Below are 25,881 nucleotides of genomic sequence, written 5' to 3' on the forward strand. Positions count from 1 at the left end.
GGAGCGCGAGGGGGGCGCATCGACACATGACACCCAGGGTTCTCATCGTCGTCGGGCTCTTTCTCGCGCTGGGCGGGGTCCTCTACCTGTCCGCCAGTCGTGAGCCACCGGCTCCGGGTGTCCAGGAGGCCGGCACGCCGGTGACCGCACCGGCCCGGCCTCCGAGGCCCGGCGAGGTGGTGGACATCTCCTTCCTCTACAGCACGGAGAAGAAGGAGTGGGTGGAGGCCGCGGCGGCGGACTTCCAGAAGCAGCATCCCCACATCCGGCTGAAGCTGGTGGGGCGCGGGTCGCTGGACGCGGCGCAGGCCATCCTCGACGGTCGTGAGCAGCCCACGGTGTGGAGCCCGGCGGACAGCGCGGTGCTGCGCATGCTGGCCTCCGACTGGGCCACGGACCCCACGCGAGGACCGTTGTTCGCGGAGGAGGGCGAGCAGGCTCCGCGTCCGCTGGTCATCACGCCGCTGGTCTTCGTGGTGTGGGAGGACCGCGCGGAGGTGCTGCGCAAGGCGAGTGGTGGCGGCGCGGTGTCGTGGAAGGTGCTGCAGAAGGCGGTGACGAGTCCCCAGGGTTGGCCAGCGATTGGCGGCAAGCCGGAGTGGGGGTTCGTGAAGCTGGGCCACACGGACCCGACGCGCTCCAACTCCGGGCTCCAGGCGTTGTTGCTGGCCACGCTGGAGTACTACGGCAAGCGCGGTGGGCTCACGGTGGCGGACCTGCTGGACCCGCGCTACCAGGACTGGATGAAGGCGCTGGAGCGAGGCGTCACCCGCTTCGAGCCCTCCACGGGCACCTTCATGGCGGACATGGTCCGCTTCGGCCCGTCCCGCTATGACATCGCGGTGGTGTACGAGAACCTGGCCATCGCGGAGCTGTCGCACGCGCAGGGCCGGTGGGGCGACTTGCGGGTGTATTACCCGGCGCTGACCTTGTGGAGCGACCATCCCGCGGCGGTGCTCCAGGCGGACTGGGTGACGCCCGCGCAGAAGGCGGCGGCGCTGGAGTGGCTGCGCTATCTGCAGAGCCGTCCGGTGCAGGAGCGCGCGCTGTCGTTCGGCTTCCGCCCGGCGGACCCGGCGGTGCCGCTCAAGACCCAGGACCCGGAGAATCCCTTCACGAAGCTGGCCGCCCACGGAGTCCGCGTGGATGTGCCTCCCGTGGCGGAGGTCCCCGAAGGCCCCGTGGTCCGCGACCTGCTGACGCTGTGGCAGCGCGTGTTGACCTCCGGTCGTTAGCGCCTCCGGGATTCCCGACGTCTGCCGTGCCCCGCGGACGGACGGCACAAGGCGTTACTTCACATCCGCGCTGTCGCGTACCTGCCACAGCACCCCCGGGACCGAGCTTGGACCGGTGGGTGCGAGTGCTTCGCGGGCATGCGGCCGGTCGCTGTCATGCCGGGCCTCGCTGGACGAGGGACAGGCATGCGGCCACCTTGGCCGCGAGTGAATCAAGGGGGTCTCATGAGGCGATCCGAGGCGGGGATGCTGAGGAAGGTGATGGGCGTGTTGGGGGTGGTGTTGCTGCTGATGACGAGCACGGCCCAGGCGTTCGACGACGCGGATGCGCTGAAGGTGGTGGGCTTCGCGCGAACGCAGCTGCGCAGGACGGCCACCGCGATGCCGAACACGTCGCGCTCTCCCAAGGCCTCGCGTGCCGACGGAACGTGGTCGACGGTGGCCAACACGGACGCGGTGGCGTGGACGCAGGGCTTCTTCCCGGGGAGCATGTGGCAGATGTTCCAGGTGGGGCTGGAGCCTTCATGGCAGCAGAAGGCCGACCAGTGGACGCGGCCCCTGGAGGGACAGAAGACGAACCGGCAGACGCACGACCTGGGCTTCAAGCTGTTCACGAGCTACGGCCAGGCGTACCGGCTCACGGGGGACCCGTACTATCGCGGCGTGCTGCTGACCGCGGCCGAGTCGCTCGCGACGCGCTACAACTCACGCATCGGCATCATCGATTGCTGTGATTGGAACTCGGCGTGGGACGTGCCGCTCGTCACGGACACGATGATGAACCTGGAGCTGTTGCTGTGGGCGGCGGCGAACGGGGGACGCGCGGAGCTGCGGACCATGGCCATCAACCACGCGCTCACCACGCTGCGGGACGCGGTGCGTCCGGATGGCAGCTCCTTCCACTACGTGGACTACAACGCCGCGACCGGGGCCATCCGCTCGAAGGGCACGTTCCAGGGGTACTCCACGAACTCCACCTGGGCGCGCGGCCATGCGTGGCTCATCTACGGCTACACCATGGTGTACCGGTACACCGGGGACGCGCGGATGCTCGCGGCGGCGCGCAAGGTGACGGACTGGTACCTGGACAATGTGCCGGCGGACATGGTGCCGAAGTGGGACTTCAATGCGCCTGGGACGCAGAAGGACTCCTCGGCGGCGGCCATCGTCGCCTCGGCGTTGCAGGAATTGAGCAACCTGGAGACGGATGCGGCGCGCAAGACGCGCTACCGCGACGCGGCGCTGCGCACGCTGGACACGTTGGTGTCGCCGGCGTACTTCGCGCAGGGGACGAACAGCCCGGGTCTGCTGCTGCACGGCGTGGGGCACCTGCCCGCCAACCAGGAGATTGATGTCAGCCTCATCTACGGCGACTACTACTTCCTGGAGGCGGTGCTTCGCTTCAACCCGAACCCGCCGTACCCCTGGTACTCGAAGATTGCCTTCTTCGAGAGCCAGCACCTGCTCGGCGCCACGAACACGGGCGTGCGCACCGTCGAGTTCGACGTGACACCGCTCGCGGCTTCGCAGGACGCAACGGTGGGCTACACGGACAGCTCCACGTCGGTGACGGGCTACTCCGTGCTGAACATGACGGTGCGGATGAACCTGGATGGGTACTTCGACGTGCGCAACGGTGGCACGTACGCGTCGCTGGTCCAGGTGCCCTACGTCAACGGCCAGACGTACCACGTGCGCCTCGTAGCGGACCTTCCCGCGCAGCGCTACAGCGTGTGGGTCCGTCCTCCGGGTGGGAGCGAAGTGCAGATCGCCAACCGCTACCTCTTCCGCACCGGGGCGCCGTCCATCAACGACCTGGGCCGCGTGTCCGTGCGGACGGTCATCGCGGACAGTGACTTCCGGGTGCTGGGGCACACCGTGACGTCTGGTGGAACGACCGCCGCTGGCGAGGCCGACGAGCGGGTGTCCGCGTCGATGGCGCAGCCCGAGGGCCAGGTGCTCTCTGGTAGCGAGGAGCCCGCTGTCGCGCCGGTCGCGTGGCTCGCGGAGGACGCACCGTTGCTGGAGCAGCTCGCGGACTTCGAGCGCTGGGGCCCGGTGTCGGAGGCGCCCGCGCCCGGTGACGTGGACGAGGTCGCCGTTGCCCATGCGGCCCAGCGCGTGGCCACCGAGGCGATGCCCGAGGGCTTCGGGTGTGGTGCCGCGGGTGCGCTGCCACTCCCGCTGCTCCTGCTCGCGCTGCGAAGCTGGCGCCAGCGTCGACGCAAGCAGCACTGACGGCGGGCGTGACAGCGGCCCGCTCCTCCTCTCATCGAGGGGCGGGCCGTGCGCTCAAATCACGCCGTCCCAGCCCGCGTCGTTCCGACGAAAGGCCTCGCGAAGAAGGGAGCCCTGGGTCTCGGGGAGCGGGCCCCTCTCCAGCAGCCGGACATTGCGCAGCAGGTTGTCCAGGTTGGCGGTGCCGACGATGCAGGTGGACACGCCGGGGGCATGGGCGGTGAAGCGCAGCGCCAGCTCGCTCCAGTCCAGGTCACCCGGGTCCACGGCCATGGCCTTCATCCGCTCCCAGTATTGACCCACGTCATGCGCGGGGGGCCGCGTGTCGAAGCGCCAGGCCGCGTTGCCCAGGGGGCGCTTGGCGATGACGCCCACGCCCAGCTCCCGCGCGCGAGGCACGGCCGTGTCGAGAGCGCGCTGGTCGAACACGTTGACGGAGGCCTGCACGCTGCCGAAGGCGCCGTTGGACAGCGCCACCTGGAGGGCCGCGTTGTCGCCGGAGTACGCGGCCACTCGCACCTTGCCCTGGGCCACGGCCCGCCGCAGCGCATCCACCAGCTCCGTGCGCTGGAGCACCTCGCTGGGACACGAGTGGAAGTGCAGCACGTCGATGACGTCCGTGCGCAGCCGCCGCAGCGCCTGGTCCACGCCGAGGGTGATGCACTCGGGCGTCCAGTCCTCCACGCCGGGGACGCCGTAGCCGCACTTGGTGGACAGGAGGAACTCCTGCCTGCGCCCGGCGAGGAACCGGCCGATGCGCTCCTCGGACAGGCCATAGCTGGGAGCCGTGTCGACCAGGTTGAGGCCCGCGTCGAGCGCGCCATTCAGCAGCGCGGACGCCGCCCGGTCGTCCAGGTCATCACTTCCCACCTGGCCCGCGCCGAAGCCGAGCACCGACACCTCGAGTCCAGTTCTCCCCAGCGGACGGCGCTCCACGGTGACTTCCTCCTCGCGAGCCCCGTGCACGGGACGCGCGCACGGGGGATGCTCGGGAGCATGTCACGACGAGGCGTGCGCGCCAGCCCGGGTCAGCGACCCGCGCGCGCTGCCAGGTCGATGAAGCCTTTAATCCAGAGGAGGTTCACCGCGTGGCACGCCTCCAGGCTCATGGGCGTGGTGGTCTCCAGCGTCGCCGTGTAGGGCACGCCCTGGCGCATGTACCAGTCGGTGACGCTGCCATCGTGGAACACGATGAGCCCGTCCTCGTCGGTGATGTTCTGCTCGTCGACCTTCTGGTTGCGCACCACCGTCGCGTGCTTGGACGAGGCCTCGACGAACGGGCGATAGACGGCCTTGTCTCCAAAGACATACGCGTACGTCGCGGCGCCGCCCAGGTAGTTGTCCTGGTGGATGTCCAGCGCGGCGTTCGGAGGCCGGAAGCGCGCCAGGTCCGAGCGCACCAGGCGCGTCTCCTTGGGCCCGCCGTCGAAGAGGGCCCAGCGCAGATGGTCCTGGCCCTCGTTCAGCTCACCGCGCCACTCGCCGGGCGCCACTTCGTAGCGCATGAAGTCGTTGTTGGGCTTCTCGCCGGAGCGGTTGTAGCGGGTGCCATCCTCGAAGCCGGAGGGGTTGATACAGGGATATACACGCAGGCCCACGCCGCGTTGTTTCGCATAGGCCACCACCTCGGGGAAGCGCTCGGCCAGCGTGAGCGGGCCCGCGGGCTCCTCTCCGTGGAAGCCCGAGGTGATGACCAGCCAACGCTCTCCCGGCACGGTGATGCGGAAGAGCGGGTAGGGCTGGCCGCCCTCCAGGACCTGGCCGTACTCGGCCACTTCTCCAAGGTTCTCGAACGAACGGATGCGTTGCGCGTAGTCGGTGTATCTCACACCTGCAACCTATGCGTGACGCTCCCCAACGCCTACCCATTCCTACCCGCGGACATGGGTGGGCGTTGAGTGGGGGACGGGCTCCCCCGGTGTGTCTCACTGCATGCCGGTGCGCTCACGGAACTCGGTGGCCAGCTCCTTGCGCTGCTCCGGCGTCAGCGTGCCGTGGACCTCCAGCGCGGCATCCGTCGCCTGGTGTGCAAACGCGCGCATGGCGTCGATGCGCTCATCCACCAGCGCGTGGAGCTTCTGCGCGTCGGGCTTGTCCGACTCGAGCTGGGTGACGACGTCCGAGCGCACCGCGTGCTGCTCCTGCGCCAGCTTCGCGCCCTCGTCGAAGAGGCGGTCCTTCACGGCGTTGATGGACTGGCGCTGCGCGTCCGTCGCGTCGATGTCATCCAGCTTGTCGTTCAGCTTCCACGACACCATCTGCTTGATGCGCTCGGGGTTGTGGCCCCAGCCATGGTGGCCTCCGCGGAAGGCGAATCCGCTGAGCAGGACGACGGCGACGACGGCGGAACCGGCGATGGCGAGCTTCTTCATCATGGGGCACTCTCCGAATGCGGGGCCCGACGCGGGCCCGGGTGGCTTCGCCGTGTTGGCGACGTTGCCCAATGTGCCGGGCCGCTTTATGGGGCGCTTGTACCGGGCGTGAAGAAATGTGAAGCCCCTGGGCCCTGGATTTTCGCCCCGGGTGCGCCTGCCTGGACGCCTGGAGGGAGAGCCCGGCCCCATGCGTCCAAGGTGCCCCGATTTCGGGTGGCACCCCGCCTTTCCGCTCCCGACAGAACGTCTTTCGAGGCCGATTTCTCGGCCTGTGGGACGTGCCGCGCGGAAGCGCTTTACGGAGTGGAAATAGGCCGGGAGCCGAATACTCTTCGGTCATGTCCTTTACCCACCTCCACCTGCACACGCTCTACTCACTGCTCGATGGGGCCATCCGGATGAAGGACCTCATCAAGACGGTGAAAGAGAAGGGGATGACGAGTGTCGCCGTGACGGACCACGGCAACATGTTCGGGGCCATCGACTTCTACAAGAAGGCGAAGGACGCGGGCATCAAGCCCATCCTCGGCATGGAGGCGTACGTCGCGGGCCCCAAGGGTCGCGAGGACCGCTCGGAGAAGGTCTCCCACCACCTCATCCTGGTGGCGAAGAACGCGGAGGGCTACGCGAACCTGCGCTACCTCTCCTCCACCGCGTACATGCAGGGCTTCTACTACCACCCGCGCATCGACAAGAAGGTGCTCGCGGACCACAGCAAGGGCCTCTTCGCGCTGACGGCGTGCCTCGGTGGAGAGGTGACGAGCGCGTGCTTCCGCGGTGACATGGACCACGCCCGCCGCGCGGCCCAGGAGTACAAGGACATCTTCGAGCCCGGGCACTTCTTCCTGGAAGTGCAGTCCAACGGGATGCCGGAGCAGGACAAGGCCAACACGAACCTGATGCAGCTGTCGCGGGACATGGACCTCCCGCTGTGCGCCACCGCGGACGCGCACTACATCAAGCGCGAGGACGCGCGCGCGCATGAGCTGCTCATGTGCATCGCCAGCGGCAAGACGTTGGCGGACAGCAAGCGGATGAAGCACGCCACGGACAAGCTCTACGTCACCAGCCCCACGGAGATGCTGGAGTTCTTCAAGGACATCCCCGAGGCGGTCCACAACACCCAGCGCATCGCCGAGCAGTGCAACCTGGAGCTGAAGCTGGGCAAGCCGATGCTGCCCACGTTCAAGGTGCCGGACAGCCACACGCCGGACACCTTCATGTCGGAGCTGGCCTACGAGGGCCTGCGCGAGCGCTTCATCGAGCTGGCGGCCACCGTCGGCTATCCCATCGACCGCGAGCAGTACCAGGCGCGCCTGACGCTGGAGCTGGGCGTCATCCAGAAGATGGGGTTCAGCGGTTACTTCCTCATCGTCCAGGACTTCATCAACTGGGCGAAGAAGATGGGCATCCCCGTGGGCCCGGGCCGTGGCTCCGGCGCCGGCAGCCTCGTGGCCTACGCGCTGCGCATCACCGACGTGGACCCGATTCCGTACAACCTCCTGTTCGAGCGCTTCCTGAATCCGGAGCGCGTGTCGATGCCCGACTTCGATATCGACTTCTGCCAGGACCGGCGGGACGAGGTCATCCAGTACGTCGGCCGCAAGTACGGCGAGATGAACGTGGGGCAGATCATCACCTTCGGCTCGCTCAAGGCGAAGAGCGTGCTGCGCGACGTGTGCCGCGTGTTCGCGCTGCCGTTCAGCGAAGGTGACCGCATCGCGAAGCTGGTGCCGGAAGTCCTCAACATCACCTTGAAGGAGGCCATCGAGATGGAGCCTCGCCTCAAGGAGATGATGGAGAAGCCCTCCAACATCGGCGAGGTGGAGGGGCGGCCCGTCACCACGAAGGACGTGCTCGAAATCGCGCTCGCGCTGGAGGGGCTGCACCGCCAGCCGGGCATGCACGCGGCCGGCGTGGTCATCGCCGACAAGCCGCTGTGGGAGTACGTGCCCGTCTACCAGCCGCCGGGTGAGAAGACGCTCATCACCCAGTTCGCCAAGGACGAGGTGGAGGCGGCGGGCCTGGTGAAGTTCGACTTCCTCGGCCTGAAGACGCTCACCGTGATTCAGCACGGGCTGGATTTGGTGAAGCGCAACCACGACAAGGACATTCCGCGGCACGAGATTCCGCTGAATGACGACAAGGTCTGGGAGTTGATGGCCAAGGGCGACACGGCCGGCGTCTTCCAGATGGAGTCGAGTGGCTTCACGGAAATGGTGGTGAAGCTCAAGCCGTCCTGCTTCGAAGACGTCATCGCCGCTGGCGCGCTCTACCGCCCGGGTCCGCTGGACTCCGGCATGGTGGATGTCTTCATCAACCGCAAGCACGGCCGGGAGAAGGTGTCGTATCCGCATCCCGCGCTGGAGCCGGTGCTCAAGGACACGTACGGCGTCATCGTGTACCAGGAGCAGGTGATGCAGATTTCGCAGGTCCTGGGTGGCTACACCCTGGGCCGCGCGGACCTGCTTCGCCGCGCCATGGGCAAGAAGAAGGCCGAGGTCATGCAGGCCGAGCGGGCCGGCTTCCTCGAGGGCTGCGCGAAGAACAGCGTCGACCTGAAGGTCGCCGGTGAAATCTTCGACCTGATGGAGAAGTTCGCCGAGTACGGCTTCAACAAGAGCCACTCGGCGGCGTACGGCCTGGTCACGATTCACACCGCGTGGCTGAAGGCGCATTACCCCTGCGAGTTCATGGCGGCCCTTCTCTCCAGCGAGAAGGACAACACGGACAAGGTGGTGAAGCACATCGGCGAGGCGCGCGAGTCGGGCCTCCAGGTGTTGCCTCCGGACGTGAATCAGTCCGACCTCCAGTTCGGCGCGGTGGAGGGGAAGATTCGCTTCGGGCTGGGCGCCATCAAGGGCGTAGGCGAGGGCGCCATCGAGTCCATCCTGGAGGCGCGCAAGGACGGGTCCTTCAAGAGCCTCTTCGACTTCTGCGAGCGCGTGGACAGCAGGCGCGTCAACAAGAAGGTGTTGGAAGCGCTGGTGAAGGCGGGCTCGTTCGACTTCGAGAAGCGTCCTCGCCGGCAGGTGTTCGACACGATTGAGCGGGCGATGAACCGCGGCTCGTCGAGCCAGAAGGACAAGGCGGCGGGGCAGAGCTCGTTGTTCGGCATGTTGGCCGGGCCGGCGTCGGGTGGCGCCGCGATGAAGGACGACTACGTCGTGGTGGAGGAGTGGTCGGAGAAGGAGCGGCTGGCGCTGGAGAAGGAGGCCATCGGCTTCTACGTGTCCGGCCATCCGCTGCATCAGTACGACAAGGAGCTCAAGCGCTACGCGAAGCCGATTACGGCGGTGCAGCGCGCGCGCAAGGACGACAAGCTCACGGTGGCGGGCGTCGTCACGGTGTTGCGCGAGCGGCCCACGAAGACGGGCAAGCGCATGGCGTGGGTGACGATTGAAGACCTGTCCGGGTCGATTGAGCTGGTGTGCTTCCCGGGCAAGGACGGCACTCGCAATGTCATGGGCCGGGATGGCAAGTGGGCGAAGCAGGGGCCCAAGCCGGGGTTCGAGAACTGGGAGCACCTGCTCAAGTCGGACGACCCGATTCTGGTGACGGGGACGGTGCAGATCAGCCAGCGTGACGAGGACTCGCCCACGCCGGAGCTGATTGTCGATGACATCCAGAGCCTGAAGGAGGTGCGCGAGAAGCGCACCAAGCGGCTGGAGCTGCGCGTGCCGGCGGACCTGCTGACGGAGGACCGCGTGGCGAAGCTGCACGAGCTGGCGAAGAAGTACGCGGGGGCCACGCCGGTGGCGGTGAGTGTGCTGTTCCACGGTGAGGCGGAGGCGCTCATCGGGAACACGTCGCTCAAGGTGCAGGTGCATGACGACCTGCTGCTCGCCGTGGACCGGTTGTTTGGAATGCGGGTGGTGGAGTTCGGGTGATGCTTGTGGCGCTCCTGGCCTGCGGGCTGGGGCGTCACCGCCTTGTAGGAAGCCATGAGAGGGCGTTGGTTGGCGCTCTCATCGGCTACGGTTCGAGGCATGTCACTGCTTCGTTGGCTTCTCCTCGGAGTGCTGTTGTGGGGCTGCTCGTCCTCGGGGCCGTCCGGTGCCCTGTCGCGCGGGGCTGCTCCCTCCATGGGTGTCTGTGAGCGTGCGCACGAGGAAGAGTGCGTCGCCCTTGCCTGTGCTGGGGAGGAATGCAGCCTGTTTGGCTGTGAGGACGTCGACCCGGAAGCGCTGTCGTCCGGGGCGGAGTCACCTCGTGTCGAGCCCGTCCTGGCCATGAGGCCGCCGCCACGAGCCCCTCCGGCTTTTCGCAATTGGGGGAGCCTGGGAATCCGTTCGGGTGCACGGTCTCGGATGACGTTTCACTTCCGCTATCGTGAGGGGTTCCTCCCCGCGTTGCCGCGTGGGCCAGGAAAGCTGGTGCATCACCACTTGTTTCCCCAGGAGCAAGTGCTGGCGCGGTGGTTTCAGGAGAGCGGTATCGACATCCACAAATTCACCATCCTGATTCCCGAGCACATCCACCGGCAGATCCATGGTGAAACCGGGCGCGGTGGACTGTGGAACCAGGCTTGGAGGGACTACCGGAGGAGCACGATCGAGGATGGCCGCAGCGCCACGCGCGAGGAACTTCATCGAAAGGCGGTTGAACTCATTTTTCGCTTCGAGCTGACAGGTCCCGTGGTGCCCTACAATGCGCCCCTGGCGCCGTTCAATTCGATGCCTCAACTCCGTGCTCCCTAGAGGTTCGATGAGGTTCTACAGAATCGAAGAGGACACTTCGCTCGGCTGCGATGGATATCTGGAGGCGGTGAACAAGTGGTGTCTGCCGGGTGTGGAGCCCTGTCCGAAGTGTCGTCTCGGTGGAGGCACGCCGTGGCTTGCCTACCCTTGTGTGGACCTGTCCGGGTTGCCGCCTCATGAGCTGCGGAAGCTGAAAGACCCATGGCCGGTTCCGTTCGAGGAGTTCTCGCGGCTGCGTGAGTTGGTCCGCCCCCTGGCCCCGTCCTGGGCGCTGCTGGAGCCCGGCACTCAGTATGGCCCTTGCAATGGGAAAGGCTTTGGGCGCTTTGGTGCGCTCTTCGTGCAGGACTCTTTCGCGCTCTTTCTCCGTCGAGAAGTGATGGGAGCCCTTCAGTCCGAAGGGTTGCGGGGGCTCCAGGGCTGCCCCGTCGACATTCGGTTCCGAGGCGCCAATCCGCCCGAGTTGCTCGAGCTTCAACTGGAGCTTCATGGGCGGATTCATTCATCAGGACTTGCGCCGTTGCGGAGCGAGCCCTGCTCCACTTGCGGCAGGCGCTCCGGCAAGTGGATCCAGCACTTCATCCTGGATGCCGCATCGCTTCCCCAGGACGTGGATGTCTTCCGGCACAGTGAAGCCTGGGGGATCCTTATCGTCACCGAGCGCTTCGTGGACACGGTGAAGCGGCTGGGACTGGACGGGGTAACGTTCAGTGAGTTCGAGGTCCGCTGAAAGCGGATGCCGCGCTTCTCCAACACCCCACTGCTTCCGCGTGGGTGAGGTACGGTTCGCCCACTCACGCGGGAGGCCGTCATGGACACCACCTACAAGTCGCTGCGCATCGAGAAGGCGGATGGAGTCGCCGAAGTGATTCTCCTGGGCCCCGGTCGCGGCAACGCCATGGGCCCGGACTTCTGGCGGGAGATGCCTGAAGCCATTCGCGCGCTCGACGACGACGAGTCCGTGCGCGTGGTGCTCGTCCGGGGAAACGGCGACAACTTCACCTACGGCCTGGACCTGATGGGGATGATGGAGTCCCTGGGGCCCCTGCTCATCGGTGACAACAACCTCGCCCTGGAGCGCACGAAGCTCCTGAAGCTGATTGGCGACATGCAGCAGGCCACTGAAGGTGTCGCCCGCTGTCGCAAGCCCTTCATCGCCGCCGTGCACGGCTGGTGCATCGGTGGCGGCATGGACCTCATCGCCGCGTGTGACTTCCGCTACTGCTCCCGCGACGCGAAGTTCTCCCTGCGCGAGGTGAAGGTCGGCATCGTCGCGGACCTGGGCGCCCTCCAGCGTCTGCCTCGCATCATCGGCGAGGGCCACACCCGCGAGCTGGCCTACACCGGTGGCGACGTAGATGCTGAGCGCGCTCTCCGCATGGGACTCGTCAACGAGGTCTTCCCGACGGCTGACGAGATGCTCACCCAGGCCCGCTCCATCGCGCGGCGCATCGCCGAGAACCCGCCCCTCGTCGTCCAGGGCGCCAAGCAGGTGATGGAGTACTGCGCGGACAAGTCCACGTCGGACGGCCTGCGCTACGTCGCCGTGTGGAACTCCGCGTTCCTCCAGTCGCACGACCTCGCCGAGGCCTTCTCCGCCTTCGCCGAGCGCCGCCCCGCGAAGTTCCTGGGCCGGTGAGCCCGCCCCTCTCGCGAGGGGCTTTCACCCGCTGCGCTCACAGTGCGAGGATTCCCATGAAGTCGAGTCCCGGGAGTCCCACGGAATGACGGAGACAGTTGGGTTGCTGGGCTATGGGCGCTTCGGTCGCGCCCTCTCGGGGTTGCTGTCCGACGCGGGTGTGCCGCACAGCGTGTTCGACCCGAGGCAGGACGAAGTCCCTCCGAAGCTGCAAGCCACCTCGCTCGCGGAGCTGGCCTCGCGCTCCACGGTCTTCGTCCTGGCGATGCCTGTCACCGCCATGCACGATGCGCTGACGGCGCTGCGCCCCATGTTGTCGCCCACCCAGCTCGTCATCGACGTGGGCAGCGTGAAGGTGCGGCCGGTGCAAGTGCTCGCCTCCGTGCTGGGGCGCGACATTCCCTGGGTGGGTACGCATCCGCTCTTCGGCCCCGCGAGTCTCGCGCGTGGGGATGCGCGGCGCACCGTGGTGTGTCCCAACTCGCTTCACCCCGAAGCCACCCAGCGGGCACGTGCGTTATTCGAGCGGCTCGGCTGCGAGGTGACGGAGATGTCGCCCGAAGCGCATGACTCGCTGATGGCTCGTACCCACGTGCTCACCTTCTTCCTGGCCCACGGACTCGTGAAGGCGGGAGTGGGGAAGGACCTGCCGTTCGCCCCTCCCAGCTTCCAACCCGTGGCCCGGCTGGAGGAGTACGCACGCACGGAGGTCCCCCACCTCTTCAACGTCGTGCAGTCGGAGAACCCCTATGCGCGCGAGGCCCGCGCGGGACTCCTCGACGCGCTCACGGAGCTCCACCAGGGCTTGGAGGCCTCCGCGAAGGCCATTCGCACCCCTACCGCGCCCCCCGCACTGCTGGACGTGCGTCAGCGCATCGACCAGGTCGACCGCGAGCTGGTGTCACTCTTGGCGCGGCGAGCGAGGCTGGTCCAGGAGGCGGCCCGCGTGAAGTCGGAGCACGGACTCCCGTTTCCCGACACGGAGCGGGAGTCATCCATGCTCGACATCCGACGCGAGTGGGCGGAACACGATGGGCTCCAAACAGGCGCGCTGGACGACGTCTTCCACGCTGTGTTGCGGCTGTGTCGCGACACCGCGAGCACTAACGCTGAACGGTGAACGTGGGGTTGAGGACCTTCATGGTCCCCTTCGTCACGCCGAACTGCTCGTGCACGGCCGCGCGGCGCACGGTCTCCGCCGGGGAGATGCGGCCCGCGAGCAGCTCTTGATACGCCCCCAGCACGCGCGTGGCCTCCTCGCGCGACTCCCGCACGAACTCCACCCGGAAGCGCCGCACGCCGCGCGCCAGCAACGAAGGCACCAGCGACGCCGCGCTCTGCGCCTGTGCGTTGAACACCGTGTTGCGGCAGCCCACGTCCACCACCACCGGATGCTCCAAGCCCTTGTGGTCTCTCAGCGACAGCCGGTGCTTCTCGCACGGGCGTCCACAGCTCTTGAAGTCGCGCCCATGCGACAGCGTGTGCGAATACACGCAGTGCTCCGTGTGGAACGTCGAGATGTGGTGGTGCACCGTCACCGCGAAGCGCTCGGCGGGCAGGTGCTCCAACATCGCCCCCAACTGCACCGCGTCCAAGTCGTGCGCGAAGGTCAGCGTGTCCAACCCCAACCCGAGCAGATGCAGCGCCGTCACGGAGTTGGTGACGTTGAGCGAGAAGTCGCCATGCAGCGCCGGCCGCGTCTCCCCCGGAGCGAACGGCCGCTCCAGGAAGTGCATCATCGCGCCCCAGTGCCGCGCCAGCACCGCGTCCGGCTTCAGCTTCGCGATGCGCGCGTCGTAGCCTTCCTCGCCGGGCTTCTGCACCCGCATCGTCGCAATCGTCACGCGCAGCCCCGCCGCGCGCGCCCGCTCCACCGCCCGCTGGAGCCCCACCAACTCCATCCAGTCCAGCTCCACCTCCGGCAGCCCCGCCGCAATCACCGCCTCGAGCTGCTCGTCCGTCCGGCACAGCGGCAACAGCCGCGCGCCCTCGGCCGTGGGTGACGCGACGACGCGCTCCCGCTGAGAGGCGCGCACCTCCTCCAGCACCGCCGTCTCCCGCACCGTGCGCGCCGGCCCGCGAGACACCGCCTCCGTCAGCTCCGCCACCAGCGAGCGACGCAGCGCCTTCAGCTCCGACACCGGCAGGTGCAGCCCCGTCGCCAGCGCCGTCGTGTCCAGCTCCGTCAAATGGAACGACGTACCCCCCAGCGCCGCCAGCTTGTCCTTCAGCAGCGCCGCGTCCATCCCACCACCGCGAGCCTGCGCCAGCGGCACCGCGCTCGACGCCGTGGCCACATGGCCTCCTCGCGCCGTGCCCGTCACCACCAGCGGCCCACCCGCCGTCCCCGAGACCGTCAGCGCCAGCGGGACACGGCCCTCGGGCTCGCCCTGCGCCAGCAGCTCCTCCGTGTGCTTCGCCAGGGAAGGATCACTCGTCACCCAGACGCGCTGCCCGCGCACCACCCGCGCCATGTCCGGCCCGGGATTGCCGAAGCCCAGCACCCAGCCGTCGCCCGTGCGCTCGACGCGGAACAGCGGCCCGCCCGCCTCGTGCTTGTCCTCCGGATGCCCATCGTCGAACACCACGCCCATGCCCGGGCGAGGGGACAGCTCCGCGGCCACCGGCGCATCACCCTCCAGCGGCGACGACACCTTGCCCTGCGGCGACTCCGCCTTCGTCCGCGCGTCCTGCTGCTGCCCCAGCCCGCCCGTCCACGGACGTCCCTCCGGGTCCTCCGCCACGAGCACGTCGCGGCCCTGCACCGCCTCCACCACGCCCAGGTATGCGCCCCGGTGCTTGGGGAACCTCCCCTCCACCAGCGTCTGGTGGTCCGAGCCCGCGAAGAAGCCGTGCGAGAAGCCCCGGCTGTACGACAGCGTCATGTCGGCCAGGTCCTTGCGCAGTGCCCCCGTGTCCGCCTTGCCCGCCGTCACCCCGTCCACCCAGCGCCGATAGCCCTGCACCGCCGTGGCCACGTACTGCGGCCCCTTCTGCCGGCCCTCGATCTTCAGCGAGTGCACGCCAATCTCGATGAGCTTCGGCACCGCCATGACCCCGGCCAGGTCCTTGGGGCTGAGCAGGTAGCGCACGTCGCCCAGGTCCTTCGTCTCTCCATCCACCACCAGGTCATACGGCAGTCGACACGACTGCGCGCACTGGCCCCGGTTCGCCGAGCGTCCACCCCACGCCTCGCTGGTGAGGCACTGGCCGCTCCACGACATGCAGAGCGCTCCGTGGATGAACACCTCCAGCTCGATGTCCGTCTCCGACGCCAGCCGTCCAATCTCCGCCACCGACAGCTCGCGCGGCACCACGATGCGCGTGGCACCCAGCCCGCGAGCGAAGCGCGCACCCTCCGCGCTCGAAATCGTCATCTGCGTGGAGGCATGGACCTCCATCTGGGGACACACCGCGCGAGCCACCAGCGCGATGGCCGGGTCCTGGACGATGAGCGCGTCCACGCCCGCGGCGGCCACGCGCCGCAGGATGTCCTCCACCACCGGCAGCTCCGGCTCGAACACCAGCGTGTTCATCGTCAGGAAGGCGCGAGCCCCCGCGCGGTGCACCAGCGCGAGCGTCTCGGGCAGGGTGGCGAGCGAGAAGTTCTCCGCCCGCGCGCGGGCATTGAAGCCCTCGTCCAGCCCGAAATAGATGGCGTCCGCGCCACTGGCCAGCGCGGCCTTCATCGAGTCGAGGTCTCCAGCGGGGGCGAGGATTTCAGGACGACGGCGCATGGCTCCGCCCTCTACCACAGCGAGCCCCTCCACGCGCCCGTGGACGCAGTGCGGCAGGTTCTGTTCAAGTCGCCGCCCGGTTGCTTCCACAGGAGACGAATCATGGCTGAAGGCGTGTTCAAGGACGGGCTGCTGGCGGGCAAGGTGGCGTTCATCTCGGGCGGCAGCAGCGGCATCAACCTCGGCATCGCCGAGGCGTTCGTGAAGGCGGGGGCCAAGGTGGCCATCAACGGTCGCAACGTGGAGAAGCTGGAGGGCGCCGTGAAGGGCCTCCAGGCCCACGGCACCGCCATGGGCGTGGCCGCGGACGTGCGCGACTACGCCGCCGTGGAGAAGGCGCTCCAGACGGTGCGCGATGCGTACGGTGAGCTGGACATCCTCATCTGTGGCGCCGCGGGCAACTTCCCCGCACCCGTGCTGGGCATGTCCTCCAACGGCTTCAAGGCCGTCATGGACATCGACGTGCTGGGCACCTTCAACCTCTGTCGCGCCGGCTTCGAGCACCTGCGCAAGCCCGGCGCCTCCGTCATCAACATCTCCGCCCCCCAGGCCTACCTGCCCATGGCCATGCAGGCCCACGTGTGCGCCGCCAAGGCGGGCGTGGACATGCTCACCCGCGTGCTCGCGCTCGAGTGGGGCGGCGCCGGCGTGCGCGTCAACGCGATCACCCCCGGCCCCATCGAGGACACCGAGGGCATGCGCCGCCTGGCCCCCAGCGCGGAAGGACACCAGAAGCTCGCCCAGGCCCTGCCGCTCCAGCGCTTCGGCACCAAGGCGGACATCTCGCGGCTGGCCCTCTTCCTGTCCTCGGAGGGCGCGTCCTACATCACCGGCTCCATCATGGTCTGCGACGGCGGCCAGTCCCTGCTGGGCGGCGCCGCGCTGATGGCCGCCATCGGGATGTAGCCTCCGCGCCTGGCTCGGGAGGAGGCTGGGGTGTCCACGACCTCCTCCTGGGTGAAATCTATTGTAATTGCAAACTTGTGGCCCGGGTCTACGTGGGGCCGCGAGGTCTGGTACAAGGCCTTGCAACTCGCGAGCGGAGTCTTCCCTGGGGGGACTGCTCGCATCCCGGAGACACGCATGTCCGTACGCCTTGCCCCGTCAGCCCGACTCCTCGGGTTGGCTGTGTTGAGCCTTGGCCTGTTGCTTGGCTGTGGCGATGACTCGAATCCTCAGCCGCTGCCGACGCCCGCGACGCTGCCGGACGCCACCGCGTCCACCGTGGTGCTGACGCCGCAGGGAGCGTTGCTGGCGGATGGCGAGGCCCGGGGCGAAGTCACCGTCATCGTGAAGGGCAAGGACGGCACGCTGCTGTCGGGCCGTACGGTGACGGTGGCGGTGGCGGGGGAGGGCAACACGGTGACGCAGCCGGGGCTGACGAACAGCCAGGGCGTCGCCGTCGCCTTCGTGGTGTCCACGCGCGCGGGCGAGAAGCGGGTGACGGTCTCCGTCGCCGCCGAGGGGAGCGCGGTGGTGCTGGCCTCGCATCCCTCGTTCACCTTCGTCGCGCCGGTGGCCACGCGGCTGGCGTTCTCCACTTCGGCCCTGGAGGCCACGGCGGGCGCGGTCATCAACAGCCTGGAGGTGCGCTTCCTCGACGCGCGCGCGCGGCTCGTCGCGGGCGCGACGGAGCCGGTGACGCTGTCGCTGGCGGCGAACCCGGGGGCCGCCACGCTGGAGGGCACGCTCACGGTGGTGCCGGTGGATGGCGTGGCGCGCTTCTCGGACGTGGTGCTGAAGAAGGCCGGCGCGGGCTTCCAGTTGCGCGCGGCGGCGACGGGCGTGGAGAACGCGACGACGGAGACGTTCACCGTGGTGCCGGCCCAGGCGGCCTCGCTGGAGCTCGCGGGCCTGGCGTCCACCGCCGTCGCGGGTGCGGCGCGGTCGGCGCAGGTGACGGTGTTCGACGCGTTCGGCAACGTGGCCTCGAACTACACGGGCACGCTGGCGGTGCGCTCCTCGGACGCCACGGCCTCGTTGCCCGCGTCCCATGTCTTCACCTCGGCGGAGGCGGGCCACTTCACCTTCACGGGCATTGTCCTCAAGCGCGCTGGAAGCCAGCAGGTCACCGTGCAGGACGTGGGCGTCGCCACGCTGAGCGCTCAGCAAGACGTGGGCGTGGTGGCGGCGGAGGCCTCGGCGCTGGCGTTCACCCAGGTGCCCACGTCGGGTTCGGCGAGCATGGCGCTGTCCTCGGTGGAGGTGTCGCTCCAGGATGTCTTCGGAAACAACGCGGCCGTGGGCGCGCCCCGCGTGACGGTGGCGCTGGTGGAGGCCGGTGACCTCTCCGGTGTCGTGGAAGTGGCGCCGGTGGATGGCGTGGCCCACTTCACCGGGCTGCGCGTGAGCAAGGAGGGCAGCTTCCACCTCCGCGCCAGCGCGCCCGGTTTGACGGCGGCGAACAGCACCGCCATCGCCATCGTGGATGACGTTCCTCCCGCCAGGCCCGTGCTCTCCATGGGAACGCTCGGCGTGGAGTCCGCGACGGTGACGTGGGTGGCCGTGGGTGATGACGGCAACGTGGGCCGGGCGCTGTCGCAGTCGCTGCGCTACTCGCTGGCCCCCATCACCACCGACGCGGAGTTCGACGCGGCGACGCCGGTGGGCGGCGTGAATGCTCCCGCCCTGCCGGGCACCGCCGAGTCGGCCCAGCTCACCGGCCTGGTCGCGAACCAGACGTACCATGCCGCGCTGCGCGTGGCGGACAACCGGGGCAACACCGCGCTCTCCAACAGCCTGTCCTTCCAGACGCTGAATGCCGAGGTGACGCAGGTCGCCTTCACCACGCAGCCGGTGAACGGCACCGCGGGTCAGTCGCTCGCGGACGTGCGCATCTCCCTGCTGAACGCGCAGGGAGAGGTCGTCACGGCGAGCAACCTGCCGGTGACGCTGTCGCTGGTGGGGGGCACGGGCTTCGAGCCGAAGCAGGTCTCCGCCGCGTCCGGTGTGGCCCTCTTCTCGGGCCTGCGCGTCGACACCTCGGGCACCTATCGCTTCCAGGCCAGCGCCAACGGGCTGACGGTGCAGAGCGATGAGTTCGTCATCGTGGCGGGTGCGCCGTCGCGGCTGGCGCTCACGGGGCTGGTGGCGCCCGTCGTCGCGGGGCAGTCCCAGAGCGTGGAGGTGGCGGCGTTCGACGACTTCAACAACGTCGCCAAGGGCTACACGGGCACGGTGCGCTTCACGTCCACGGACCCGGCGGCGGAGCTGCCCGCCGACTACACCTTCACGGCGCAGGACCAGGGGCGCCACGTCTTCGCGGGCGTGGTGCTGGAGACCACGGGGCTCCACCGCGTGACGGCGACGGACACCGCCAACGCCCAGCTCACGGCCTTCATGGAGGTCGAAGTGACGAATGACGGTGCCCACCACCTGGTCCTGGAAGGGCTGCCGACGCAGGTGGCCGCGGGCAGCACCCACGAGCTGACGCTCAGCGTGAGGGACCGCTTGGGCAACCTCGTCACGGGCTACACCGGTGAGGTGGACTTCGTCTCGGACGACCCCCGGGCGACGCTCCCGCCCGAGCATGTCTTCACCGCCGAGGACGCCGGTCGCCACACCTTCAGCGCGACGCTGGAGACCTCTGGCGCGCACTCCATCACCGTGTCGGAGGTGAGCGGCGCCCTGTCCGTTTCCCAGGGCACGCAGGTGTCCCCGGGGTCCGCGGAGTCGCTGACGCTGGGGCTGTCCACGAACACGCCGGCCGCCGGACAGACGGTGGCGACGACGGTGACGCTGGTGGACGCGTATGGCAACCAGGCCGCTGGCTACCGTGGCACGGTGGCGCTGAGCGTGGCGCAGGACCCCGGGGCCTCCGTCCCGGGTGCGTACACCTTCACCGAGGCGGATGCGGGGCGGCACGTCTTCAGCGTGACGTTCGCCCAGGCGCAGGCGACGACGCTGTCCGCGGTGGACACGCAGCAGGCGACGCTGACGGCCTCCGAGGCCGTGACGGTGAGCGCCGGTGTGGTCGCCGCGCTGCGAGTCTCTGCCGTGACGGCGCCGCTGACCGCTGGTGTCGCCCAGGCCTTCTCCGTCAGCGCGAGGGACCGCTTCGGCAACCTGTCCCGCGACTACGTGGGCACGGTGCAGCCGTCGTCGACGGATGCGCAGGCGGGGTCTCTCACCGACCACACGTACACCGCCGCCGAGCAGGGCGAGCACACCTTCTCCATCACGCTGCGCACCGCGGGCGCTCAGAGCGTCACCTTCACGGCCACGGCGCTCTCGGTGTCGGAGACGCTCGCGGTGACGGTGGAGGCCGCGGCTCCGGCGCGGCTGGGCTTCGTCTCGGTGCCGGCCTCGGCCTCGGTGCGTCAGGTATTCCCCGAGGTGAGCGTGGCCGCGCAGGACGCGTTCGGCAACACGGCGTCCTCCGTGACGTCCGTGGTGACGCTCGCGCTCTCGGGCGGCGGTGTGCTCTCGGGTGACGTCTCGGCCACGGCCGTCGCGGGCGTGGCGCGCTTCAGCACGCTCTCGGTGGTGCAGGAGGGGGACTACACGCTGACGGCCTCGGTGGCTGGTGGAGGCCTGACGGCCGCCGCCAGCGCGCTGACCATCATCGACGACCAGCTGCCGGCGAAGGTGGCCTCGCTCGAGGCGAGCGTGGTGGGCACGGACTCCGCGCGGCTGCGCTGGGTCGCCACGGGTGATGACGGCCAGCTCGGCCAGGCCGCGTCCTACCAGCTGCGCTACAGCCTGGCGCCGCTGAACGAGACGAACTTCGAGGTGGCGGTGCTGGTGCCCACTGGCGCGCCCGGCCTGCCCGGCACGCAGGAGGAGGCGACCATCGCGAGCCTCCCCACGGGCCGCACGTATCACTTCGCCGTGCGCGTGCTGGACGGCGCGGGGAACACCAGCCTGCTGACCGGAACCTCGCTGGACCTGCCCAGCGCGTGTGGCAGTCACGTCTGCGCACCCCGCGCTTCCGAGTGCTCCGAGTCGGGCGTGGAGGTCGTGACGTACGAGGCCCTCTGCGAGGTGCTCGCGGGCGAGCCGACGTGCCGCTACGTGCCCACCGCGACGGCGTGCGCCGGTGTGGATGCCGTCTGCTACCAGGCGGCGTGCACCACGGCGGCCGCTCCTGGCGAGCGCGCGCTCATCATCACCGAAATCATGGCGTCCCCGAGCACCGGCACGACGGAGTACGTCGAGGTGACGAGCACGTCCGACGCGATGCTCAACATCAACGGCCTCTCGCTCATCTCCTCGGGCACGAGCACCGCCTCGGTGGACCGGGGCGTGGGCGCGGCCGTGGTGCTGCCGGCGCGGGGCGTCGTGGTGCTGGCGAGCAACCCGGACTTCGCCACCAACGGCGGCGTGGCCGCGGACTACGGCTACGGAAACGCCCTGGACCTGGAGACCACGGGCCAGCTGTCCCTGCGCGTGAACGGCGTGGTGATGGACGACGTCACCTATGACGAGGAGTTCCCCTTGGTGGCGGGCCGCTCGCTGAACCTGTCCTCGGAGCTGGTGGGCAGCACCGCGAGCCGCTACTCCTGGTTCTGGTGCGCCTCCAGCGAGGAGCTGTCGGGCGGAGACCGGGGCACGCCGGGCCAGCCCAACGAGACGTGCGGCGTGGTCATCCAGCCGCCCGTGGAGTTCTGCAACATCGAGTCCCCCAAGTCGTTCCCGACGGCGATTGCACCGGGCTCGTTCCACGAGGTCACCAGCCGCGTCTTCGAGCCGTCGGTGACGACGCGCAGCACATCGGGCAATGACCACTTCCCGTACCTCGTCTCGGAGCTGGGCTACGGCACAAATGCCAACGCGCCCGAGTCCTGGACGTGGGTGCCCGCGACGCCGAACCCCAGCTACGGCGCGGCCGGCGGCAACGACGACGAGATGTTGGCCACCCTGCAGATTCCCGCGAACGGGAGCTACCTCTACGGCTTCCGCTACCGCTTCACGCGCGGCCCGGTGGGCGCCGATACGTGGGTCTACTGCGACCAGAACGGCGTCGTCGCGCAGGGAGTCCCGGCGAGCTACGGCACCGTGACGGTGGACGAGGTCATCCCCGTGTCGGACCACGTGGTCATCAGCGAGGTCAGCGGCCGTGGCGCCACGTCCCAGACGGACGAGTTCGTCGAGCTGCACAACCCGACGAACCAGGCCGTGGACCTGAGCGGCTGGATGCTCCAGTACAAGTCGGCGACCGGCAACGCGTACACGGGCACCGTCGTGATTCCCGCGGGCAAGGTCATCCCGGCGCACGGCTACTTCCTGCTCGCGAACACGGGCTACACCGGCACCGGAGCGCTGGCCGCGGACGCGACGTGGTCCGGCTTCGACATGTCGGCCAATGTGACGGGGGGCGGTCATGTCCGCATCGGCCGGGACTTGACGACGCCCTCGCCCATTGAAGTGGACAAGCTGGGGTGGGGCACGGCGAATGCGCCGGAGGGCAGCGCGGGCGGTCCGTTCCACCCGGCGGCGGGCGGCAGCATCGAGCGCAAGGCGCTGCCCACCTCCACGCAGGCCACGATGGCGGAGGGCGGCTCCGACGCGAGCCGGGGCAATGGTTCCGATACCAACAACAACTCGGCGGACTTCGTGATTCGCGCCACCCGCCAGCCGCAGAACTCCTCCAGCGGAACCGAGCTTCCGTAGTCCTCGGGACAACTCAAGCGGGAGGGGAGGCCGTCCTGGCTGTACGCCGGGGCGGCCTCCTTGTTTTCCGAGGGTGGGGCCTGGCTGTCCCACTGTCGGCCAGCGTGCCGTTCGGGCATCAAAGGCTGCTGCTCGCGGGCGGCGGGCGGATTACCTTTGCGGCGCACACTTCCCGTCAGCACGCCCAGGAGAGCAGCCCGTGCCTGAAACGCCTGTCCCCGACGCCGTCCGCCTCATCACTTGTCCGCCCGCGGAGTTCCGACGCTCCGGCGAAGCCGCCATGGAGGCCACCCGCGCCGGAATCGCCCGCCTCAAGGCGCTTCGCGCCCCCTTCGACGTGGTCCAGGTGCTGGAGCTGTATGACGAGGCCATGGCCTCGCTCGATGACGCGGGAGCCCGCGCGAGCGTCGCGCGGCACTCCCACCCGGACGCCGCCATGCGCGAGGCCTCCGAGGCCGCCGAGCAGGAGCTGGAGACGCTCGCCACCGACATCCGCATGGACCGGGGTGTCTACGACGTGCTCGCGTCGCTGGACCTCTCCGGCCAGGACGCGCAGACGCGCAAGTGGATGGAGAAGGTGCTGCGCGACTTCCGCCGCTCCGGCGTGGACCGGGACGACGCCACCCGCGCCCGCGTGAAGGCCCTCAACGAGGAGCTGGTCCGCATTGGCCAGGAGTTCAGCCGCAACATGCTCCAGGACACGCGTGCCGTGTCCCTGCCGCCCGCCGCGCTGGACGGGCTGCCGGACGACTATGTCCGCGCCCATCCTCCCGGCGCGGACGGCCAGGTGAGCATCACCACCGACTATCCGGACATCATCCCCTTCATGACGTACTCGCGTGACGCGAAGGCTCGCGAGCAGATGTGGCGGGCCTTCCGCATGCGCGGACACCCCAGCAACACGGACGTGCTGGAGCGCATGGTGGCGCGCCGTCACGAGCTGGCGACGCTGCTGGGCTACCGCAACTGGGCGGCCTTCGCGACCGAGGACAAGATGATTCGCGACGAGCAGGCCGCCGCGGACTTCATCGCGAAGATTTCGGACGCGTCCGGCGCGCGGATGCAGCGCGACTACGGGCTGCTCCTGGAGCGCAAGCGCCGCGACGTGCCCGACGCCGCGCGCGTGGACCCGTGGGACCAGGCGTACCTGGAGGACCGCATCAAGGCGGAGCAGTACGCCTTCGACTCGCAGGCGGTGCGGCCGTACTTCGAGTACACGCGCGTGAAGCAGGGCATGCTGGATTTGACGGCGCGGATGTTCGGCGTGACGTACCGGCGCATCCAGGACGCCACGGTGTGGCACCCGGACGTGGAGGCCTACGACGTGCTGGAGGGCGGCGCGGTGAAGGGCCGCTTCTACCTGGACATGCACCCGCGCGCGGACAAGTACAAGCACGCGGCGCAGTTCACGCTCACCAGCGGCAAGTCCGGGCGGCGGCTCCCGGAGGGCGTGCTGATGTGCAACTTCCCCAAGCCCGGCACGGAGCCCGCGCTGCTCCAGCATGACGACGTGGAGACGTTCCTCCACGAGTTCGGCCATCTGCTGCACCACATCTTCGGCGGCCACACGCGCTGGGCCGGCGTGTCCGGCGTGCGCACGGAGTGGGACTTCGTGGAGGCGCCGTCGCAGATGCTGGAGGAGTGGGCGCGCGACACGGCGAGCCTGCAGACCTTCGCGAAGCACTACCAGACGAACGAGCCGCTCCCCGCGGAGATGGTGACGCGGATGCGCCGCGCGGAGGAGTTCGGCAAGGGCCTGTGGGTGCGCCAGCAGATGTTCTACGCGGCGCTCAGCCTGGAAATCTACCGGAGGGACCCGGCGGGCCTGGACGCCACCTCGCTGGTGCGCGAGCTCCAGGGCACGTACACGCCGTTCCCCTACGTGGAGGGCACGTACTTCCACCTGTCCTTCGGACACCTGGAGGGGTACTCGTCCAACTACTACACGTATATGTGGTCGCTGGTCATCGCGAAGGACCTCTTCACCGTGTTCCAGAAGGAGGGGATGTTGTCCCCCGAGCCCGCGAAGGCGTACCGGCGCGCGGTGCTGGAGCCGGGTGGCTCGGACGACGCGGCGAAGCTGGTGCACGCCTTCCTGGGTCGCGACTACGACTACACCGCGTACGAGGCGTGGCTGAACAAGGCGGCGTGAGCATTGTCCCAAGGTCCATTGGCGGCTCCCCCACGCCCTGAAGAAGGATGGGCGTGGAGGGAGTCACCGACCATGGACAACAGAATCGTGGCAGCCGGGGTGATGTTGAGCGCGGCGATGGCTTTCGCGCAGCCCACCCCGCAGCAGCTCGAGGCGGCGAGGCAGACGGCGCGGTCCACGCAGAACGCCTGCGGGGACGTGCGGCCCTTCTACTGGGAGGTGGGGGACGCGAGCGGGAAGGTCGTCGGCGAAGCGGTCGGTCTGCTCGCGCCGTTGGCGGGGAGCGTGCTGAGCCTCGCCTCGGCCTCGAAGTGGCTGTATGGCGCGTACGTGGCGGAGGTTCGCGGCGGCGCGCCACTGCCCGGCGACCTGCCCTTCCTGAACTTCACCAGCACCACGCCCCTGCTCGATGCCGCGGGCGCCTCGGCCTGCAGGGCGCTGCTCACCACCGTCCACGGCTGCAACCTGAGCAGTGGAATCACCGGGCCGCTGTCCGGCTACGGCCCCGCGACGCCCACGCGTTTCGTCTACCAGCCCGGACACCTGGAGGCGCACGCCGACTACGCCATGGGCCTGGGCGCCTCGGGCACGCTCGCGCTGGCCTCCGCGCTGGAGAGCCGCCTGCCGCTCAACCTCTCCTATGGCAACGTCAACCTCGCGGGAGGAGGCCGGGCCAGCGCCACGGAGTACGCGAAGTTCCTGCGCGCGCTCATGACGGGCTCGCTGCAGCTGGGCGCCCTGCTGGGCACCTCCAGCGTCTGCGCCTCACCGGCCTGCGGCAACACCGGCTACAGCCCGTGGTTCGCGAGCGAGCCGGCGCGCTACTCGCTCGCCCACTGGGCGGAGCCGGACGACGGCGCGGCCGACAGCGGGGGCTTCAGCAGCCCGGGCCTGTTCGGCTTCTACCCGTGGGTGTCCAAGGACAAGTCCACGTACCTGATTGTCGCCCGGGAAGACCTGCTGGGCGCGGTGGGCCAGACGGCCAGCACCCCCGCGGAGCAGACGCCCTCCGGCAAGTCCGTGCTCTGCGGCCGGCTCATCAAGAAGGCCTACTACACGGGGCAGGCCCAGCCGTGAGCGGAGCCTGATTCCCCGGCCGCGCGGTGGCCGTCATCCTCCTTGGTCCTACATGTCGATATTGATTTGCAGAATCAAGTAGTGCGTGCCCCCGCACGGGCTGCTATGTGAGGCCG

15 protein-coding genes and 1 pseudogene are annotated in these 25,881 nt (G+C 68.9%); 12 read left to right on the forward strand and 4 right to left on the reverse strand.

The window, feature by feature from the left end:
• Positions 1-26: 26 nt before the first annotated feature.
• Positions 27-1,235, forward strand: coding sequence for a substrate-binding domain-containing protein (locus ACN469_RS29340; RefSeq protein ID WP_498773103.1), 1,209 nt, complete (start codon positions 27-29; stop codon positions 1,233-1,235).
• A gap of 225 nt (positions 1,236-1,460) precedes the next feature.
• Positions 1,461-3,473 (forward strand): glycoside hydrolase family 88 protein, encoded by a 2,013-nt coding sequence (locus ACN469_RS29345; RefSeq protein WP_498773105.1) that lies wholly within the window; start codon positions 1,461-1,463, stop codon positions 3,471-3,473.
• Between the two features lie 54 nt (positions 3,474-3,527).
• Here the strand turns inward: ACN469_RS29345 and ACN469_RS29350 are convergent, their stop codons facing one another.
• The 3 genes from ACN469_RS29350 to ACN469_RS29360 form a co-directional block, all read right to left on the reverse strand.
• Entirely contained in the window at positions 3,528-4,409 is an 882-nt protein-coding gene (locus ACN469_RS29350) for an aldo/keto reductase (RefSeq protein WP_498773107.1), read from the reverse strand.
• Positions 4,410-4,501: 92 nt separating this feature from the next.
• Positions 4,502-5,302 (reverse strand): M14 family metallopeptidase, encoded by an 801-nt coding sequence (locus tag ACN469_RS29355; RefSeq protein ID WP_498773109.1) that lies wholly within the window; start codon positions 5,300-5,302, stop codon positions 4,502-4,504.
• 96 nt (positions 5,303-5,398) lie between these two features.
• The gene (locus ACN469_RS29360; protein ID WP_498773111.1) at positions 5,399-5,848 is read right to left on the reverse strand and encodes a Spy/CpxP family protein refolding chaperone; all 450 of its coding nucleotides are present in this window, start codon (positions 5,846-5,848) and stop codon (positions 5,399-5,401) included.
• Positions 5,849-6,186: 338 nt separating this feature from the next.
• Between ACN469_RS29360 and dnaE the strand changes: the two genes are divergently transcribed.
• The 6 genes and pseudogenes from dnaE to ACN469_RS29390 all read left to right on the forward strand — a co-directional run bounded on the left by dnaE (position 6,187) and on the right by ACN469_RS29390 (position 13,307).
• Complete coding sequence (dnaE, locus tag ACN469_RS29365; RefSeq protein ID WP_498773113.1) at positions 6,187-9,738, forward strand: DNA polymerase III subunit alpha; 3,552 nt, start codon at positions 6,187-6,189, stop codon at positions 9,736-9,738.
• 99 nt (positions 9,739-9,837) lie between these two features.
• Positions 9,838-10,548: a SitA6 family polymorphic toxin lipoprotein gene (gene sitA6 / locus ACN469_RS29370; RefSeq protein ID WP_498773115.1), complete on the forward strand. Its 711-nt coding sequence runs from the start codon at positions 9,838-9,840 to the stop codon at positions 10,546-10,548.
• A gap of 7 nt (positions 10,549-10,555) precedes the next feature.
• A complete protein-coding gene (sitI6, locus tag ACN469_RS29375) occupies positions 10,556-11,278 on the forward strand; it encodes a SitI6 family double-CXXCG motif immunity protein (protein ID WP_498773117.1) in 723 nt (240 codons plus the stop codon).
• 81 nt (positions 11,279-11,359) lie between these two features.
• A complete protein-coding gene (locus tag ACN469_RS29380; protein WP_498773119.1) occupies positions 11,360-12,187 on the forward strand; it encodes a crotonase/enoyl-CoA hydratase family protein in 828 nt (275 codons plus the stop codon).
• 25 nt (positions 12,188-12,212) lie between these two features.
• A pseudogene (locus ACN469_RS29385) lies at positions 12,213-12,611 on the forward strand (prephenate dehydrogenase/arogenate dehydrogenase family protein); the annotation flags it as partial.
• 153 nt (positions 12,612-12,764) lie between these two features.
• Positions 12,765-13,307: a chorismate mutase gene (locus tag ACN469_RS29390; protein ID WP_498773200.1), complete on the forward strand. Its 543-nt coding sequence runs from the start codon at positions 12,765-12,767 to the stop codon at positions 13,305-13,307.
• Here ACN469_RS29390 and ACN469_RS29395 read toward each other — a convergent pair.
• Entirely contained in the window at positions 13,291-15,924 is a 2,634-nt protein-coding gene (locus tag ACN469_RS29395; protein ID WP_498773121.1) for a U32 family peptidase, read from the reverse strand. The two genes, ACN469_RS29390 and ACN469_RS29395, sit on opposite strands and share 17 nt — an antisense overlap.
• A 102-nt stretch (positions 15,925-16,026) precedes the next feature.
• Between ACN469_RS29395 and ACN469_RS29400 the strand changes: the two genes are divergently transcribed.
• From ACN469_RS29400 to ACN469_RS29415, 4 genes are all read left to right on the forward strand, one after another.
• Positions 16,027-16,830 carry an SDR family oxidoreductase gene (locus ACN469_RS29400; RefSeq protein ID WP_498773123.1) on the forward strand — a complete coding sequence of 268 codons (804 nt, stop codon included), beginning with the start codon at positions 16,027-16,029 and terminating at the stop codon, positions 16,828-16,830.
• A 177-nt stretch (positions 16,831-17,007) separates the two neighbouring features.
• Entirely contained in the window at positions 17,008-22,536 is a 5,529-nt protein-coding gene (locus tag ACN469_RS29405) for a lamin tail domain-containing protein (RefSeq protein WP_498773125.1), read from the forward strand.
• A 199-nt stretch (positions 22,537-22,735) separates the two neighbouring features.
• The gene (locus ACN469_RS29410) at positions 22,736-24,688 is read left to right on the forward strand and encodes a M3 family metallopeptidase (RefSeq protein ID WP_498773127.1); all 1,953 of its coding nucleotides are present in this window, start codon (positions 22,736-22,738) and stop codon (positions 24,686-24,688) included.
• Positions 24,689-24,760: 72 nt separating this feature from the next.
• Positions 24,761-25,765: a hypothetical protein gene (locus ACN469_RS29415; RefSeq protein ID WP_498773129.1), complete on the forward strand. Its 1,005-nt coding sequence runs from the start codon at positions 24,761-24,763 to the stop codon at positions 25,763-25,765.
• The last annotated feature ends 116 nt before the right edge of the window (positions 25,766-25,881 follow it).

The sequence above is a fragment of the Corallococcus terminator genome (assembly GCF_049194865.1).
GTDB lineage: Bacteria > Myxococcota > Myxococcia > Myxococcales > Myxococcaceae > Myxococcus > Myxococcus terminator_A.